The following is a 17,188-nucleotide window of genomic DNA, read 5'->3' as shown; positions in this document are numbered from 1 at the left end:
TCGCACGACGAATCTGGCGCACGGAGGCAGGCTTGAGCAATACGAATATCGATGAAAAGACGATCCGCTGGGGCATCGTCGGCGCGGGACGCATCGCGCGGCGCTTCGCCGACAGTCTCACGCACGTCGAAGGCGCGCGGCTCTCGGGCGTGTGGTCGCGCCGCGAAGAACCGGCGCGCGCATTGGCCGATGCATTCGATGCCCGCGCATTCACCGATTTCGACGCGCTGCTCGCCAACATCGACGCGCTCTACATCGCGACCTTGCAGGACAGCCATCCGGGGTACGCGTTGCGCGCGTTCGCGGCGGGCAAGCCCGTGCTGTGCGAAAAGCCCGCGGCCGTGAATGCGCGCGAGCTGCAACGCATGATCGACGCGGCGCGCGCGGCGAACGTGTTGTTCATGGAAGCGATGAAGCCGCCGTTCTATCCGCTGTATCGCCGCTTGCGCGAGCATGTGCAAAGCGATCCGATCGGTGAAATCGGTCTCGTTCGGGCCGGCTGCTCGATGGCGAACGTGCCGCTCGATCATCCGTCGTTCTCGCTGGACGCGGGCGGCGGCGCGCTGCTCGATATCGGCATTTACGAGGCGTTTCTCGCGGTCGACTGGCTCGGCGAGGCGCTCGCCGTGCAGACCATCGGACGGCTCGGCGCGACCGGCGTCGACGTCTTCGCGAGCCTGAACGTGCGCCACGAACGCGGCATCGCGCAACTTTTCTGCGGACTCGATCTGCAAGGCCGCGGCGATGCGCTCATCGGCGGCACGCTCGGCACGGTGACGATCCACGAGAACTGGTGGAATCCATCGCGCGCGACGATCGCTTATACGGACGGAAGAAAGGCCGAACTCGACGAGCCGTTCTCGGGCGGCGGCCTCAACTACGAAACCGCGCATTTCTGCGAGCTGCTGCGCGCCGGCGAAACCGAGAGCCCGGTCATGCCGCACGCAACGTCGATGCGGATGATCGCGATCATCGACGCCGCGCGGCGCGATTTGAATCTCAGGTTTCCGTTCGAAACCGACTAATGCGAAAAAGCCGCTTTTCAGCGGCCTGTTTGCGATCAGTGCCGCCCCGGCAGCGCGAGACGCCGCTCGAAAATCCGCTGCACGAATTCGAGCACGCTGCAAAGAATCCAGTAGACGAACGCCGCCGCGAGATAAAGCGGCAACGGCTGATAGGTCGCCGCGATCACTTCCTGCGCGCTGCGCAACAGTTCGGTCACCGTGATGACCGACACGAGCGATGTGTCCTTGATCAGACTGATGAGACTGTTCGACAGGCTCGGCACCGCGATGCGCAGTGCCTGCGGCCCGATCACGTAACGCAGCGTCTGCGCGCGCGACAGTCCGAGGCTATAGGACGCGAGCCACTGCCCGGCGTGGATGCCGAGAATCGCGCCGCGCATGCTTTCCGACAGATACGCGGCCACGTTCGCCGACAGCGCGATCACGCCCGCGGGCGTCGGTTCGAGGGAGATGCCGAGGCTCGGCAGGCCGTAGTAGATGACGAAGATCTGCACGAGCAGCGGCGTGCCGCGCATCACGCTGACATAGCAGCGTCCGATCGCCACGAGCGCGCGGTTCTGGCTGATGCCCATCAACGCCAGTACGACGGCCGCGATGAGGCCGAAGAACATCGAGTAGAGCGCGAACTTGATCGTCAGCAGCGCGCCTTGCGCCAGCACGGGCGCCGATTGAACGAGCAGGGATGTCGTGGACATTTAAGAGACGCGTTGACTGAAACGGTGCTGAAGTGAAACAAACCGGCACATATTAAACCGAGCCGGCAAAAGAGAAGGGCGGCACCGTTACGATGCCGCCCTCGCGACGCCGGAAACGGCGCGTCTTATTTCGCCGGCTTCGTCACGTCGATGCCGAACCACTTGTCCGAAATCTTCGAGAACGTGCCATCGGCTTCGAGCTGGGTCATGGCGTCGTCGATCGCCTTGGCGAACTTCGGATTGCCCTTCTTGAACGGAATGCCGGACGGGTTGCCCGCGCCGACATTCGCGCCGGTGCGCAGCGGCAATTGCGAATTCTTCAGCAAGTACGCGAGCATCAGGCGGTCGTTGAGCGCGGCGTCCAGACGCCCGGCGGCGAGATCACGCAGATACTCGGGCGCGCCCGGATACGTCTTCACGTCGATGCCCGGCACCGACTTCGCCATGTCCATATAGTTCGTGCCGAGGCCGACGCCGAGCTTCTTGCCCTTCAGTTCTTCGAGCGACTTGAACTCGCGCTTGTCGTCGCTGCGCTGGATGAGTTGCGCGTTCGAGTACGTGTAGGCGGGCGAGAAATCGAGCGTCTGCTTGCGCGCATCGGTGATGCCGACCTGGTTGACGATCACGTCGAACTTGCCCGCCTGCAGGCCCGCGATGATGCCGCTCCATTCGGTCGTGACGAACTCGGGCTTCACGCCGAGCTTGGCCGCGACGGCCTTGGCGATATCGACGTCGAAGCCGACCAGTTCACCGTTCGGCGCTTTCGAGTTGAACGGCGGGAAGGTGCCTTCGAGACCGACGCGCAGCGTGCCGCGCTGCTTGACCTGATCGAGCAGATCTTCGGCGTGGGCGGCGGTCGTGACGGCCGTGAATGCCGCGCCGATCAGGCTGGCGGCGACGAGCTTCTTGAGCGTGGACAGTTTCATCGTGTTGTTTTCCTCTTGATGGGCACAGCGTCTTTTTTCGATGCGGCGATCATAGTGAAAACGCAATCGCTGCGTAATATCGTTTGCTTATGTCTATATGCCGGATTGGGGCGTCACGCGAGCGCTTCGACGCACTCTTTCACGAGCGCGGGACCGCGATAGATCAGCCCCGTATAAATCTGCACCAGCGACGCGCCCGCCGCGAGCTTCGCGCGCGCGTCGTCGCCCGAGAAAATTCCGCCTACGCCGATGATCGGCACGTCGGTCCCGACCTCCGCGCGCAGCTTGCGGATGACCTCGTTCGACGCGTCGAAGACCGGACGCCCGGACAGGCCGCCCGTTTCGTCGCCGTGCTTCATGCCGGTCACGGCGGTGCGGGAAAGCGTGGTGTTGGTCGCGATCACGCCGTCGATCTTGTGAGCCAGCAACGTGCCCGCGATCGACTTGATCTGCTCGTCGTCGAGATCGGGTGCGATCTTCAGCGCGAGCGGCACGAGCTTGCCGTGCAGATCGGACAGCCGCGCCTGCTTTTCCTTGAGCGCGCCGAGCAGCGAATCGAGTTCGCCCGCGCCCTGGAGCTGCCGCAGGTTCTTCGTGTTCGGCGACGAAATGTTGATCGTCACATAGCTCGCGAACGGATAGACGCGCTCGAGGCAATACAGATAGTCCTCGGCGGCGCGTTCGATCGGCGTATCGGCGTTCTTGCCGATGTTCAGTCCCAGCACGCCGCGATAATGCGCGGCCTTGACGTTCGCGACGAACTGATCGACGCCGCGATTGTTGAAGCCCATCCGGTTGATGAGCGCGTTCGCCTCGGGCAGCCGGAAGATGCGCGGGCGCGGATTGCCCGGTTGCGCGCGCGGCGTCACGGTGCCCACTTCGATGAAGCCGAAGCCGAGCGCCGCGAGCCCGTCGATGCACGCGCCGTCTTTGTCGAGCCCCGCCGCGAGTCCGACCGGATTGCGGAACGTGATGCCCATGACGGTGCGGGGCGAATCGGGGCCGCGCTTGGCGAGCATGCCGGCGAGCCCGGTGCGGCCAGCCGCGCCGAGCATGCGCAGCGTCAGATGATGAGCGTCTTCCGCGTCCATCTTGAAGAGATGCGAACGCGCGATCGGATAGAGGGAACTGAACACGAAATGAAAGCCGGCGACGGCGAATTTTTTTAAGACCGCTATTTTAGCCGTTTCGGACGGCGTGCCGGTCCGGGCGCGCGGGAGGGACTTCGGCGGCTATTTCGGCTGGCTCGGGCCGTTGATGCGCCCCGGCATCGGCAGCGCGCCCGCGGAGTGAGTGTTCGCGGGATCGAGCAGCGTCCAGCGGCCGTCGATCAGACCTTCCAGCGGCCGGAAATTGGCCTTGTACGCCATTTTTTCGCTTTCGCGGATCCAGTAGCCGAGGTAGACGTGCGGCAAGTCGAGACTCTTCGCCTGCTCGATCTGCCAGAGGATGTTGAAGGTGCCGTAGCTCGTCTTCGGCAGATCGGGTTCGAAGAACGTGTACACGGACGACAAGCCGTCGCCGAGTATGTCGATCATGCTGATCATGCGCAGTTCGCCGGGCTCGTCCGGATGTCCCGGATGCGCGGGTTCGCGAAACTCGACGAGCCGCGAATTGATCCGGCTTTGCAGCAGGAACTGCTCGTACTGATCGCGGCTGTCGCGGTCCATGCCGCCGCCCGCGTGACGCGCCGACTGATAGCGCATGTAAAGCGCGTAATGCTCTTCGTCGTAATGCAGCGGCGCGACGCTCGCGATCAGATTGCCGTGCAGCTTCCAGACGCGCCGCTGCGCCCGGTTCGGCACGAAGCGCGCGACCGGCACGCGCACCGGCACGCAGGCGCGGCAGCCGTCGCAATACGGTCGATACGTGAAGACGCCCGAGCGCCGGAAGCCGGCCTTGACGAGTTCGGTGTAGACGTCGGAGTTGATGAGATGGCTCGGCGTGGCCACCTGCGAGCGCGCAACACGCCCTTCCAGATAGCTGCAAGGGTAGGGCGCTGTTGCATAGAATTGCAGCGCGGAAAGCGGTGACAGCGGCAGCTCGTTCGGATGTGTCACGTTGGCGGCTCTCGCAGGCGTCGTCTCGTCGTTGCCGGCCGGCGCGCGAGATCGTCTTCAGGCGCGCGGCGGCTGCATTGCATGTGTCGCTCGGGCATCACGCGCGTAGCGTTTAGCGTGCCAGCACGTCGAGAAGGACGGATTTGTCGAAGCGCCAGCCGATCGCCGGTTCCGCCGTCGCCCGTCTCAGATGCGCGACGAACGCGCGGCGCGCGATCTCGCGGCCGCCCAGCGACGCCAGATGCGACGTGTTCTGCTGGCAGTCTATCATCTCAATTTGATTGCGGCGCAAGTGTCCGACGAGCGCCGCAAGCGCGATTTTCGACGCGTCGGTCTTGTGCGCGAACATCGACTCGCCGAAGAACATGCGCCCGAACGACACGCCGTACAGTCCGCCCACGCGCACGCCGTCGAACCACGTCTCGACGCTGTGCGCGTTGCCTGCGCGATGCAAGGTCGTGTAGGCATCCACGATATCCGACGTGATCCACGTTCCGCGCTGGCCGTCGCGTGGCGTGTCGGCGCAGGCGCGCATCACGGCGGGAAAATCGTCGTCGACGCGGATCTCCCAGACCGGATCGCGCACCACGCGCTTCAAGGTCTTGCGCAGCGAATCCGACACCTTGAACTCGGCCGGAAACAGCACCATGCGCGGATCGGGACTCCACCACAGCACGGGCTGGCCGTCGGAATACCACGGGAAGATGCCGCGCCCGTAAGCATCGATGAGCCGCGACGGCAGAAGATCGGCGCTCGCGGCGAGCAGGCCCGGCGCGCCGCTCGCCGCGCCGAGCGCGCGCTCGACGGGCGGGAAGGGATCGTCGTCGGCGAGCCAGGGAACCATGTTCTCGGGAGGGCGGCGTTCAGTGAGATTCGTCGGACAGCGGCGGAATCAGCCGTCGCGCAGCGTGCGGAAGATGTCGCCCGTATGCAGCGTGAAGTTGCCGGCGGCGCGATCGGCGAAGAAGAATCGCAGCGTCTGTCCGACCGTCGGAAAGGCGATCTCGTCCCACGGAATCTCGCTTTCCTCGAAGAGCTTCACTTCCAGACTCTCCTCGCCGGGATCGACTTCGATATCGAGCAGCCGCGCCAGATAGAACAGATGCACCTGATGCACGTGCGGCACGTTGAGCAGCGTGAAGAGACTTTGAATCTCCACGCGCGCGCCCGCTTCCTCGAGCGTCTCGCGCGCGGCGCCTTCGCTCGTCGTTTCCTGCATTTCCATGAAGCCCGCGGGCAGCGTCCAGTAGCCGTAACGCGGCTCGATCGCGCGACGGCACAGCAGCACCTTGTCGTCCCACACCGGCACGGTGCCCACGACATTGCGCGGATTCTGATAGTGAACGGTGCCGCAGTTGTTGCAGACGAAGCGCTCGCGGTTGTCGCCGGGCGGAATGGCGAGACCGACCTCGTGGCCGCAGAGGGAACAGAATTTCATGGAAATGGACGTGGGAAGTGTGCTGCGAGTGTATCACCGCACCGCCGCGGCTTTGAGGCGCGCGAATGGATTGCGGTATCGGTCGCGGCGCATGTCCGGCGTGCCCGGCGGCGAAGGTGCGACGCCTGCCTTCTCGCTACAATAGTTGACCGGAATTGCAATGTCCCTTTCACGATCAGGCCGCCGCGCGCGTCCCAACCGAACGCCATGTCATCCACGCCAGCCGCTTCAAGCCGTCCTCCGATGCTCGCCACCGCCGACGCGCTCGGCCGTCTGCTCGACGCCGCGCGTCAGGTCGACGCCCGCGAGCGCGTCGACACGCTCGATGCGCTGAACCGCGTGCTCGCCGCCGACGTGACCTCGCCGCTCGACGTCCCGCCGATGCACACCAGTTCGATGGATGGCTACGCGGTTCGCATCGCCGATCTCGCTGGCGCGAGCGAAGGCGCGCCGGTCACGTTGCGGGTGTCGCAGCGCATCCCGGCGGGGCACGCGGCCGAGCCGCTCGCGGCGGGTACGGCCGCGCGCATCTTCACCGGCGCGACGGTGCCGCCCGGCGCGGATGCCGTCGTCATGCAGGAAATGGCCCAAGCGTCGGACGACGGGCGCGTCGCGTTCGGGCAGGCGCCCACGGCGGGCGAGTGGATCACGCAACAAGGCGCGGATATCCGGCGCGGCTCGGTGATCCTGCCCGCGGGCACGCGCCTGACGCCGCAGGCGCTCGGGCTCGCGGCGTCGGTCGGATGTGCGCAGCTCGAGGTCGTGCGGCGCGTGCGCGTCGCGATCTTCTTCACCGGCGACGAACTGCGCATGCCGGGCGAGCCGCTCGAACCCGGCGCGATCTACAACTCGAACCGCTTCACGCTGCGCGCGCTGCTCGCGAAGCTCGGCTGCGAGGTGACGGATCTCGGCATCGTGCCGGACCGGCTCGATGCGACGCGCGAAACCTTGCGGCGCGCGGCGGCGGATCACGATCTCATCCTGACGTGCGGCGGCGTGTCGGTCGGCGAGGAAGATCACGTGAAGCCGGCGGTCGAGGCCGAAGGACGCATTTCGATGTGGCAGATCGCGATGAAGCCGGGCAAGCCGCTCGCGTTCGGCGCGGTGCGGCGCGGCGGCGCGGTTGGCGATGAGGCGTTTTTCATCGGCTTGCCGGGCAATCCGGTTTCGAGTTTCTGCACGTTCCTGCTGTTCGTGCGGCCGTTTCTGCTGCGGCTCGCGGGCGTGACGAACGTCGCGCCGCGCGTCTATTCGATGCGCGCCGACTTCAGCCAGAAAAAAGGCGATCGCCGCAACGAATTCCTGCGCGCGCGCGTGAACGCGTCGGGCGGCCTCGATCTCTTCGAGAATCAGAGCTCGGCCGTGCTGACATCGACCGTCTGGGGCGATGGTCTCATCGACAATCCGCCGAATCATGCGATCGGCGCGGGCGAGATCGTGCGCTTCATCCCATTTTCAGAACTGACGCGGTAGAGAAATGAAGATCGATTTGAGATTTTTTGCGAGCGTGCGCGAGGCGCTGGGCGTCGCGAACGAGACGGTCAGCGTGCCGGACACGGTGGTCAATGTCGGCGACGTGCGCGCGTGGCTGCGCATGCGCGGCGGCGTGTGGGAAGAGACGCTCGCGGAAGGCCGTGCATTGCGCATGGCCTGCAATCACGTGATGACGAGTCCGTCACAGCGCATCACCGAGGGTTGCGAAGTGGCGTTCTTTCCGCCTGTGACGGGTGGCTGAGATGAACACGCGTTCGAAAATCCGCGTGCAGGAAGCCGATTTCGACATCAGCGCGGAAGTGGCCGCGTTGCGCGCCGACAATCCGAAAGTGGGCGCGGTCGCGTGTTTCGTCGGCACGGTGCGCGATCTGAACGAAGGCAGCGCCGTCGAGACGATGGAACTCGAGCATTACCCCGGCATGACGGAAAAATCGCTCGAAGCGATCGCCGATCAGGCGCGCGAGCGCTGGCGCGGCTCGGACGTGCTGATCGTGCATCGCGTGGGCAAACTCAAGCCGCTCGATCAGATCGTGCTCGTCGCGACGACGGCGATGCATCGCGCGGAGGCGTTCGAATCCTGCGCCTTCGTGATGGACTATCTCAAGACGCAGGCGCCGTTCTGGAAGAAAGAGAAGACCGAAGCGGGCGAACGCTGGGTCGACGCGCGCGAGTCCGACGATACGGCGCTCGCGCGCTGGCAGACCTGACCGGCGTCATTTTTCGTCGGCCGACTTGCCGATGAACTTCGCGGGAAACGGCTCGGCGTCGGGACGCTCGGGGAAGCGCGGCTCGGGCGCGCCGCCCGTGCGCTGCCGCTTCAGCGCCGCGAGGAGTTCCTGCTGCTCGACGGGAATCTCGTAGTCCCAGCCGAACTTGCTCAACTGCAAGCTCTGCGCGATGCGCAGCGCGGGTTCCATGAACTGCACGGCCGCGGCCGGCTCATAGCGCGACTCGACCGTGTTGAGAAACAGCGACAGCCAGCGCGCGAAGTGTTGCGGCTCGATATCGTCGATCGGGCGATGCGCTTCCTGCACGTTGCCGCGATATTGCTTCGATCCGAGCACGAGACTCGACCAGAAGGTGGTCATTTTGGCGAGATGCTCGTCCCAGCGGCCGGCGAGCGCGCGCGAAAAGATCGGCCCGAGGAGCGCATCGTCATCGACGCGCCGATAGAAGGCTTCTACCAGCGCGCGGACATTGGCTTCGCTGGGTGCGCGTTCGCGAGGGGCATCGGCGGAAAGGTGTTCGGTGTTCGTCATCTTTGAAACAGTGAAGGCGGATCAGATATTTTCCGGCGAAGAATGTAAAGATGCCGCAAAATGGCGCATCCATGCGGCCGATTCGTCGACGCGCGTCTCAAGCCGTACGAAAAGCACGCTTGTACGGATTCCGTGCATTTTGGTACGACGCGGGCGAGCGGTGCGCCGATGGTAAGTCAGCCACGTCCGCTCGTGTCATCGTCCCTCGTCTTGACGCGGACTCCTTGACGATACGCGCGTTTCGTCGAAATCCCGAGGCGCTTTTGCATCCACTTTCTCCGCGCGAGATCATGCGACTCACCGATTACACCGATTATTCGCTGCGCGTCCTGCTCTATCTCTCGGTTCGACCTTCCGGCCTTTCGACGATTCAGGAAATCTCGGATGCATATGGCATTTCGAAGAACCATCTGATGAAAATCGTCCAGCAGCTTGGCGAACTCGGGTGGGTCGAGACCGTGCGCGGCCGCAACGGCGGACTGAAACTTTCATCGCGGACGAACGACCTCACGATCGGCGACATCGTGCGCAGAACCGAAAGCGATTTCGCGCTCGTGGGCTGCCTCGTGAATCAGCCGGCGGATCGGCAAGCCTCGTCGCACGCGCGCTGCGTCATTCAGCCGGCCTGCCGGTTGCGCGGCGTGCTGGCAGCCGCGCGCGACGCCTTTCTCGCCGAACTCGACAAGCACACGGTCGGCGAGCTCGCTCAACCCGCGAACGATCTGGCGGCTCTGCTCGGCATCGTCAGCATCGCGCCGATTGCGGTGGGTGCGCCCGGGGCGCTTCGCGCGCCTTCGTGATTCCAGCCGGCACGCGTTGAACGAAACCCGGACGCCGTAGGTCAATTCAGAGCCTGGGCGGTTGGCTGCCGCCATTGTCGAAGAGCAAAAAGAGCACTTTCCGGCCCAAACGATGCTTGAAAGTGACAAAAAGCGCCTCATTTTGGTCGTATTCAGAATCGGAGCTTTTAAAAAATGAGAATCGACAAACTCACCACCAAATTTCAGGAAGCGCTGTCCGACGCGCAGAGCCTCGCGGTCGGGCGCGACAACCAGTACATCGAACCGGTGCATTTGCTGGCCGCGCTCATCGCGCAGCAGGACGGCTCCGCGCGCTCGCTGCTGTCGCACGCGGGCGTGCAGGTTCAGGCGCTGCAAACGGCGCTCAACGAAGCGATCAACCGTCTGCCGCAAGTCCAGGGCACCGACGGCAATGTTCAAGTCAGCCGCGAACTCGCGGGCCTGCTCAACGCCGCCGACAAGGAAGCGCAGAAGCTCAACGACACGTACATCGCGAGCGAGATGTTCCTGATCGCCGTCGCGGATGACCGTGGCGAAGCCGGCCGTCTCGCGAAGCAGCACGGCCTGACGCGCCGTGCGCTCGAAGCCGCGATCAACGCCGTGCGCGGCGGCGCGCAGGTCAATAGCCAGGACGCGGAAAGCCAGCGCGAGGCGCTCAAGAAATACACCGTCGATCTGACCGAACGCGCCCGTGCGGGCAAGCTCGATCCGGTCATCGGCCGGGACGATGAAATTCGCCGCTCGATCCAGATTCTCCAGCGCCGCACGAAGAACAATCCGGTGCTGATCGGCGAGCCGGGCGTCGGCAAGACGGCGATCGTCGAAGGACTCGCGCAGCGCATCGTCAATGGCGAAGTGCCGGAAACGCTCAAGGGCAAGCGCGTGCTCTCGCTCGACATGGCCGCGCTGCTCGCGGGCGCGAAGTATCGCGGCGAGTTCGAGGAGCGCCTGAAGGCCGTGCTGCACGACATCGCGAAGGACGAAGGGCAAACCATCGTCTTCATCGACGAAATTCACACGATGGTCGGCGCGGGCAAGGCCGAAGGCGCGATGGACGCCGGCAACATGCTCAAGCCGGCGCTCTCGCGCGGCGAGCTGCATTGCATCGGCGCGACGACGCTCGACGAATACCGCAAGTACATCGAAAAGGACGCGGCGCTCGAGCGGCGTTTCCAGAAAGTGCTCGTCGATGAACCGTCGGTCGAGGCGACCATCGCGATTCTGCGCGGCTTGCAGGAGAAGTACGAACTGCATCACGGCGTCGAGATCACCGATCCGGCTATCGTCGCGGCGGCGGAGTTGTCGCATCGCTATATCACGGACCGCTTTTTGCCCGACAAGGCCATCGATCTGATCGACGAAGCCGCGTCGCGCATCAAGATGGAAATCGATTCGAAGCCCGAAGAGATGGACAAGCTGGATCGTCGTCTCATTCAGCTGAAAATCGAGCGCGAGGCCGTGAAGAAGGAGAAGGACGAGGCGTCGCAGAAGCGTCTGCAACTCATCGAAGAGGAAATCGACCGGCTCAATCGCGAGTATTCCGATCTCGAGGAAATCTGGACTGCCGAGAAAGCGGCGGTGCAGGGCAGCGCGCAACTGAAGGAAGAAATCGAGAAAGTGCGCGCGGATATCACGCGTCTGCAGCGCGAAGGCAAGCTGGAGAAGGTCGCCGAGTTGCAATACGGCAAGCTGCCGGAACTCGAAGCGCGTCTGAAGCAGGTGACGCAGGCCGAATCGCAGGAGCAGAACAACCCGACGCGTCCGCGTCTTCTGCGCACGCAGGTCGGCGCCGAGGAAATCGCGGAAGTCGTGTCGCGTTCCACCGGCATTCCCGTTTCGCGGATGATGCAGGGCGAGCGCGAGAAGCTGCTGCAGATCGAAGCGAAGCTGCATGAGCGCGTGATCGGCCAGGACGAGGCGATCGGCGCCGTCGCGGACGCGATTCGCCGCTCGCGTGCGGGTCTGTCGGATCCGAATCGTCCGTATGGCTCGTTCCTGTTCCTCGGGCCGACGGGCGTCGGCAAGACGGAACTGTGCAAGGCGCTCGCGGCGTTCCTGTTCGATTCGGAAGATCATCTGATCCGCATCGACATGAGCGAGTTCATGGAGAAGCACAGCGTCGCGCGTCTGATCGGCGCGCCGCCGGGATACGTCGGTTATGAGGAAGGCGGCTATTTGACCGAGGCCGTGCGCCGCAAGCCGTACAGCGTGATTCTGCTCGATGAAATCGAGAAGGCGCATCCGGACGTGTTCAACGTGCTGCTGCAAGTGCTCGACGACGGGCGCATGACGGACGGTCAAGGCCGCACCGTGGACTTCAAGAACACGGTGATCGTGATGACGTCGAACCTCGGCTCGCAGGTCATTCAGGGCATGGTCGGCGAGCCGCAGGAAAGGGTGAAGGACGCCGTGTGGGAAGAAGTGAAGCTGCACTTCCGGCCGGAATTCCTGAACCGTATCGACGATGTCGTCGTGTTTCATGCGCTCGATCGCACGAACATCGAGTCCATCGCGAAGATTCAGCTGGCGCGTCTGCACGAGCGGCTCGCCAAGCTCGATATGGACCTCGACGTCTCGGATGCAGCGCTCGCGCAGATCGGCAAGGTCGGATACGACCCGCTGTTCGGCGCGCGCCCGCTGAAGCGCGCGATCCAGCAGGAGATCGAGAATCCGGTCGCCAAGCTGATTCTGGCGGGGCGGTTCGGGCCGAAGGACGTCATTCCCGTCGATGTGCGGGAAGGCCAGTTCGTGTTCGATCGCGTGGTGCATTGAGGGCGGTTCGGTCGTAGCGGTAGCGCGGCGGCGGTCGGGCGAAAAAGGCAACGGAGCGATTCGTTGCCTTTTTTGTTTCTATAATCCGTGCGATCGCACGGATTTCCGCGCGGAGCACGTGCGATGAATGAAAATCCATTCGTTTGCATGGATTATCGTGATCTCATACAATGACTCGGTTTTGTCCCTGCGATCGCACGGATTCAAATTATGGAAATCGATATTCGAACGGCGAGCGAAATCGGCGTCGCAGTGCGTGCGGCGCGCAAAGCGCAACGGCTTCGCCAGGACGATGCGGCCGGCAGCATCGGCGTCAGCGAGAGCTTTCTCGGCAAGGTCGAGAAGGGCGCTGAGAGCGTGCATTGGGGCAAGCTGTTCCAAGTGCTCGAAGGCTTGGGCGTGCGCGTGACGGTCGATATCCCGGACGAAGCGGGTGAGCTTTTCGCGGGAGAGGCGGTCAAGCGTTACGTCCGCGTCGAGCGCGCCGAGAAACGTCGTCGCGCACGAGAGGACGCGGATGAGTCCTGAGACCATCGCGACGCTCGAAGGCCGCCGCAATCTGATCGCGAGCATCAACGACGTCGAAGTGGGCGTGCTCAACGCCGACGACGACATCTGGTCTTTCTCCTATCTGCCGGCGTGGCGCGACAGCGTGGACGGTTATCCGCTGAGTCCGGCGCTGCCGCTGCAACCGAACGCGTTGTGCGACGGCAGCACGCGCCGCTCGGTGCAGTGGTACTTCGACAACCTCCTTCCGGAAGAAGGCCAACGCACGCTGCTCGCGCGCGACGCGGCCATTCGCAACGAAGCCGATGCCTTCGCGCTGCTCGCGCACTACGGTGCCGAATCGGCGGGTTCGGTGACGCTGCGTCCACCCGGTGCAAGCGACGAGCAACCGCCCGCCGAGCGCTTGCTGCCCGACGAAGCGTTGCAGGCGCGGATCGACGCGTTGCCCCGCCTGCCGCTCACGCACGACGCACTCAAACGCATGTCGCTCGCCGGCGCGCAGCACAAGCTGGCGGTGGTGTTGCGCGACGACGCGTTGTTCGAGCCGGCAGGCCGCACACCGTCGACGCATATCCTCAAGCCGAATCATCAGGACACCGATGACTATCCGCACTCGGTCATCAACGAATGGTTCGTGATGAAGCTCGCCGACAAGCTGCGCCTCGGCGTTCCGGGCGTGCATCGGCGCTACGTGCCTTCTCCCGTGTATCTCGTGGATCGCTTCGACCGCGAGTCGCGGGCGGGACAATGGCGCCGGCTGCATAGCATCGACGCTTGCCAGTTGCTCGACCTCGCGCGCACGTTCAAGTACGAGCAGGGCAGCGTCGAGCAACTCGCGACGCTGGCCGCGCGTTGCCGAAATCAGGCGTCCGCACGCACGCGGCTCTTTTCGTGGCTCGTGTTCAATGTGCTGGTGGGCAATTCGGACGCGCATCTGAAAAACCTGAGTTTCCTCGTCTCGCGCCAAGGTATTCAGCTTGCGCCGTTCTACGACCTGCTGAGCGTAGCCGCATACGCGACGCCGTCGTATCAAAAGGACGCATGGCCGAAGCGGGCATCGTTCGCGTGGGACATCCTCGGCGCGCGCTACTACGACGACTTCGATCGCGCGTTGATGCTGCGGGCGGGCGAAGTGCTCGGTATCGCCAGGACGACGGCCGAACGGCTGCTGGATGCGCTCGCAGGTTCGATCGTGCGCGCGGCCGCCGATCTGTACGCGCGCGTCGAAGAGAAAAACGCGGCGTTGCTCGCCGAGCGGCCGGGACTCGCTGCGACGCTCGGCGGCGAGCTGATGTGTCTGCGTGTGATCCGCTACACGATCATCGAGGACATGACACGCAAGCTTGCAGCCGCCTGAAACGCAAAAGCCCCGCTCGGTTCAACGCCGGCGGGGCTTTCGATTCAATGCGTGAAAGCGCGTTCAGCCTTGCTTGGGCTCTTCGCTCTTGCCAAAAAGACCTGCGAGGCCGCCAAGCGAGCCCAGAACGCCGGTCAGATCGAGCTGGCCTTCGGGCGGCACCTCACCGTTCGGCGTTGCGCGATCGACGATATGCGGCAGCACCGCCGCGAGCATGCCGGACAGTTGGTCGCCCGAGACGCCTGCTTTCTGCGCGAGCGCGCCGACGTTGTCCTGCCCGAGCACGTTCGTGAGCGTGTCCGGGCTGATGGGCTTGTTCTCGCCCGTGCCGATCCACGACTGGACCACGTCGCCCGCGCCGTGTTGCTGGAAGCGCTGGATCAGGCCCATGAGGCCGCCGGGCTGGCTGTTGACGAAAGCGAGCGCCGCTGCGATCAGCGCGGCCTGGCCGGACTGAGCCGGTTGGCCGCCCGGTTGTTGCGACGAATTGCCGAGGGTGGAGGCGAGGATATCGAGTAGGCTCATGACGGTCTCACTACGAGAGGTTGCGGGGTGGGTTCGCCTGTGCCGCCGCATTCGGCTCGGAACCGGTCGCGGCGGCGCGGGCATCGGCCGCGAGCGGCCGTTCGACGATGGTCATACGAAGGCAAGTTTCCTTCGACAAGGTTCCCCGAAGAATCACTGACTGGCAGCCGCGGCGCTGGCGGCCTTATCTTTCTTGCTGCGTTTCGATTGTGCGGGCTTCGCTTCGCTCGCGGCGGAAGGGCTCGACGCACTCGCTGCTGCCGACGCTACGCTGTCCTTTTTCGATTTTTTCGACGCCTTCGTTCCCGATGCTGGCGCGGCAGGCGTCGTGGCCGGCGTCTGCGCCGTCGTGGCTGCGGGCGAGGTCGCGCCGGTGGCCGCGGTCGACGATTTGACCGTCGAGTTCGGCGCGGCGCTGCCGCCTTGCGTCGACGGCGTCGCGGGCTTCGACGGTTTGCCTGTCGGCGGCAGCGACGAGCCGCCGATCGTCAGCCCATTCTGTTCCAGATTCGTCACCGATTTGGCGCCGAGACCCTTGACGCGAGTCGCGAGATCGTCGGCGTCCTTGAAGGGGCCGTTCTTCGTGCGCTCGTCGATGATCGCCTTCGACTTCACCGGCCCCAGACCCTTCACCGATTCCAGCGCGGCTTGATCGGCGGTATTGACATCGACCGCGGCGAACGCCGCTCCCATCGACAGCACGAACGCAAAGCACAGCATCAGCAGCTTTTTCAGCATGACGGCACTCCAGGCTTGAGAGAAAGGATGAATCGATAAGTTCGGGCCAATCGGGAAGATGCCGTTAAGGATAGGGCAAAAAACCGTCCCGAACGATGGCGCCCGCATTGTGCACGACCCCGCCGCGCGCACCGCGCCCGCGCACAATCTTTAACGTTGCAAAACGCTGCACGGATGACGTCGCTGTTTTAGCGGGCGTGCGCGCATCACTTCGATGTGCGCGCGGACGTCTTCGCGAAAGCGCCGCGGACCTCGAAGCCGACTTTATCGACGACTTCGCCTTTTGCATCGACCAGTTCGAGCACATGTCGGCCCGGCCACGGCAGCCATGCCGCTCGGGCGTCGTGACCGTAGGGTTTGCCGTCGAGCCGCCACGCGAGGCGCGCGCTGCCGTCCACGCGGGTGAACCACACGCGCTGACGCGCCGGCGGAATGTCAGGGTCGAGCGCGAAGATCGTGCCGTCCGTCGGTGCGCCGATGCGTGCGGCCCGCGCGTCGGCGTTCGCGCCGCGCGCCGCCTGCGCCGCGTTCGCCGTGAGACCGATGGCGCTCATCTGCGTGCCGCGCACGAACCACTCGCTGCGCGCCGGTTCGATGTCGTTCTGATACGTGACGCGCGTCGTCACGACGCCCGATGGCGCTTGCGGCGCGCGGCTATCCGATCGCCGGTTCAGATAGTTGACGATCGCGTTCCACGCCGGCGCCGCGCCCGTCACGCCGGAAACGTCCCACATCGGCGCGCCGTCGGCATTGCCGACCCAGACGCCCACGGTGTAGCGCGATGTGAAACCGATCGCCCAGTTGTCGCGCATGTCCTTGCTGGTGCCGGTTTTCACGGCGCTGAAGGTGCGCGTGGCGAGCACGCTGTCGAAGCCGAACGTGCGCGTGCGTGCGTTGTTGTCCGCGAGGATGTCGGTGACGATGAAGCTCGCTTCCGGGCTGAAGACGCGCGTGCCCGCCTGCGCCGGCCGATGGTCCGCGAGATCGAAGAAGGGCTGTGCGACGCCGCCGTTCGCGAGCGTGCGATACGCGTTGGCGAGCGTCGCCAGCGTCACGTCCGCGCTGCCGAGCGCGAGGGAAAAGCCATAGTAATCGCCTGCTTGCGACAAAGGCAGCCCGAGCGCGACGAGCGTCTTCGCGAAGCGATGCGGCGTGACCATCACGAGCGTACGCACCGCCGGCACGTTGAGCGACGAGCCGAGCGCGGTTCGCACGCTTACCCAGCCCTTGAAGTCGTGATCGTAGTTTTGCGGAATGTAGAGGCCGCCGCCGGTCGCGAGATCGAGCGGCGCGTCGTCGAGCAGCGTGGCGGCGGTGACGCGCTTTTCGTCGATCGCCTGCGCATACAGAAAGGGCTTGAGCGTCGAGCCGGCCTGACGTGCCGCGAGTACGGCGTCGACTTCCGGCGCGTTCGACAGGCCGCCCGCCGAGCCGACCCACGCGAGCACGTCCCCCGAACGATTGTCGATCACGATGGCCGCCGCGTCGTGCACATTGCGCGGATGCGCGCGCGCGTTCAGTTCGGCGAGCGTGCGGGCGAGCGTATCGCGGGCGAAGCGTTGCAGGCGCGCGTCGAGCGTGGAGCGCACGCG

General features: G+C 64.7%; 18 protein-coding genes. 8 read left to right on the top strand and 10 right to left on the bottom strand.

The window, feature by feature from the left end; translation table 11 throughout:
* The first annotated feature begins 32 nt into the window (after positions 1–32).
* Positions 33–1,025 carry a Gfo/Idh/MocA family protein gene (locus BG60_RS25280; protein ID WP_034473219.1) on the top strand — a complete coding sequence of 331 codons (993 nt, stop codon included), beginning with the start codon at positions 33–35 and terminating at the stop codon, positions 1,023–1,025.
* A gap of 35 nt (positions 1,026–1,060) precedes the next feature.
* Here BG60_RS25280 and BG60_RS25275 read toward each other — a convergent pair whose 3' ends face one another.
* The 6 genes from BG60_RS25275 to BG60_RS25250 all read right to left on the bottom strand — a co-directional run bounded on the left by BG60_RS25275 (position 1,061) and on the right by BG60_RS25250 (position 6,144).
* Positions 1,061–1,720 carry an amino acid ABC transporter permease gene (locus BG60_RS25275; RefSeq protein ID WP_034473185.1) on the bottom strand — a complete coding sequence of 220 codons (660 nt, stop codon included), beginning with the start codon at positions 1,718–1,720 and terminating at the stop codon, positions 1,061–1,063.
* Between the two features lie 125 nt (positions 1,721–1,845).
* Positions 1,846–2,646 carry a cystine ABC transporter substrate-binding protein gene (locus BG60_RS25270; protein ID WP_008349288.1) on the bottom strand — a complete coding sequence of 267 codons (801 nt, stop codon included), beginning with the start codon at positions 2,644–2,646 and terminating at the stop codon, positions 1,846–1,848.
* A gap of 113 nt (positions 2,647–2,759) precedes the next feature.
* A complete protein-coding gene (locus BG60_RS25265) occupies positions 2,760–3,782 on the bottom strand; it encodes a quinone-dependent dihydroorotate dehydrogenase (protein ID WP_034473184.1) in 1,023 nt (340 codons plus the stop codon).
* A 96-nt stretch (positions 3,783–3,878) separates the two neighbouring features.
* Positions 3,879–4,706 carry an arginyltransferase gene (locus tag BG60_RS25260; protein ID WP_033536383.1) on the bottom strand — a complete coding sequence of 276 codons (828 nt, stop codon included), beginning with the start codon at positions 4,704–4,706 and terminating at the stop codon, positions 3,879–3,881.
* A 112-nt stretch (positions 4,707–4,818) separates the two neighbouring features.
* On the bottom strand, positions 4,819–5,550 hold the full coding sequence (gene aat, locus BG60_RS25255; RefSeq protein WP_008349292.1) for a leucyl/phenylalanyl-tRNA--protein transferase: 732 nt from the start codon (positions 5,548–5,550) through the stop codon (positions 4,819–4,821).
* 48 nt (positions 5,551–5,598) lie between these two features.
* A complete protein-coding gene (locus BG60_RS25250) occupies positions 5,599–6,144 on the bottom strand; it encodes an NUDIX hydrolase (RefSeq protein ID WP_008349294.1) in 546 nt (181 codons plus the stop codon).
* A gap of 243 nt (positions 6,145–6,387) precedes the next feature.
* Here BG60_RS25250 and BG60_RS25245 point away from each other — a divergent pair, with 243 nt between their 5' ends.
* From BG60_RS25245 to moaE, 3 genes are read left to right on the top strand one after another with little or no spacing between them, the layout of a single operon-like run.
* Positions 6,388–7,617 carry a molybdopterin-binding protein gene (locus BG60_RS25245; RefSeq protein WP_034473182.1) on the top strand — a complete coding sequence of 410 codons (1,230 nt, stop codon included), beginning with the start codon at positions 6,388–6,390 and terminating at the stop codon, positions 7,615–7,617.
* Between the two features lie 4 nt (positions 7,618–7,621).
* Positions 7,622–7,879 (top strand): molybdopterin converting factor subunit 1, encoded by a 258-nt coding sequence (gene moaD, locus BG60_RS25240; RefSeq protein WP_034473180.1) that lies wholly within the window; start codon positions 7,622–7,624, stop codon positions 7,877–7,879.
* A 1-nt stretch (position 7,880) separates the two neighbouring features.
* Positions 7,881–8,345 carry a molybdopterin synthase catalytic subunit MoaE gene (gene moaE / locus BG60_RS25235; protein ID WP_034473179.1) on the top strand — a complete coding sequence of 155 codons (465 nt, stop codon included), beginning with the start codon at positions 7,881–7,883 and terminating at the stop codon, positions 8,343–8,345.
* A 6-nt stretch (positions 8,346–8,351) separates the two neighbouring features.
* Here moaE and BG60_RS25230 read toward each other — a convergent pair whose 3' ends face one another.
* Positions 8,352–8,897 carry a group III truncated hemoglobin gene (locus BG60_RS25230; RefSeq protein ID WP_034473178.1) on the bottom strand — a complete coding sequence of 182 codons (546 nt, stop codon included), beginning with the start codon at positions 8,895–8,897 and terminating at the stop codon, positions 8,352–8,354.
* Between the two features lie 290 nt (positions 8,898–9,187).
* Between BG60_RS25230 and BG60_RS25225 the strand changes: the two genes are divergently transcribed.
* The 4 genes from BG60_RS25225 (at position 9,188) to BG60_RS25210 (ending at position 14,333) form a co-directional block, all read left to right on the top strand.
* Positions 9,188–9,697 (top strand): Rrf2 family transcriptional regulator, encoded by a 510-nt coding sequence (locus BG60_RS25225; protein WP_034473177.1) that lies wholly within the window; start codon positions 9,188–9,190, stop codon positions 9,695–9,697.
* A gap of 174 nt (positions 9,698–9,871) precedes the next feature.
* Positions 9,872–12,469 carry an ATP-dependent chaperone ClpB gene (gene clpB / locus BG60_RS25220; protein ID WP_008349306.1) on the top strand — a complete coding sequence of 866 codons (2,598 nt, stop codon included), beginning with the start codon at positions 9,872–9,874 and terminating at the stop codon, positions 12,467–12,469.
* 210 nt (positions 12,470–12,679) lie between these two features.
* The gene (locus BG60_RS25215; RefSeq protein ID WP_008349308.1) at positions 12,680–12,997 is read left to right on the top strand and encodes a helix-turn-helix domain-containing protein; all 318 of its coding nucleotides are present in this window, start codon (positions 12,680–12,682) and stop codon (positions 12,995–12,997) included.
* Positions 12,987–14,333: a HipA domain-containing protein gene (locus tag BG60_RS25210; RefSeq protein WP_051996632.1), complete on the top strand. Its 1,347-nt coding sequence runs from the start codon at positions 12,987–12,989 to the stop codon at positions 14,331–14,333. Before BG60_RS25215 ends, BG60_RS25210 begins: the two co-directional genes overlap by 11 nt.
* Before the next feature lie 63 nt (positions 14,334–14,396).
* Here the strand turns inward: BG60_RS25210 and BG60_RS25205 are convergent, their stop codons facing one another.
* The 3 genes from BG60_RS25205 to BG60_RS25195 form a co-directional block, all read right to left on the bottom strand.
* Positions 14,397–14,858 (bottom strand): YidB family protein, encoded by a 462-nt coding sequence (locus tag BG60_RS25205; protein WP_008349311.1) that lies wholly within the window; start codon positions 14,856–14,858, stop codon positions 14,397–14,399.
* A gap of 153 nt (positions 14,859–15,011) precedes the next feature.
* Positions 15,012–15,596 (bottom strand): ComEA family DNA-binding protein, encoded by a 585-nt coding sequence (locus BG60_RS25200; RefSeq protein ID WP_034473175.1) that lies wholly within the window; start codon positions 15,594–15,596, stop codon positions 15,012–15,014.
* 206 nt (positions 15,597–15,802) lie between these two features.
* Positions 15,803–17,188: penicillin-binding transpeptidase domain-containing protein (locus tag BG60_RS25195; protein ID WP_034473174.1), on the bottom strand; the 1,386-nt coding region annotated here is incomplete at its 5' end.

It is taken from the genome of Caballeronia zhejiangensis (assembly GCF_000698575.1).
GTDB lineage: Bacteria > Pseudomonadota > Gammaproteobacteria > Burkholderiales > Burkholderiaceae > Caballeronia > Caballeronia zhejiangensis.
Note: the sequence above shows the minus strand (reverse complement) of the source record. Positions and strands in the feature narration are given on the sequence as shown.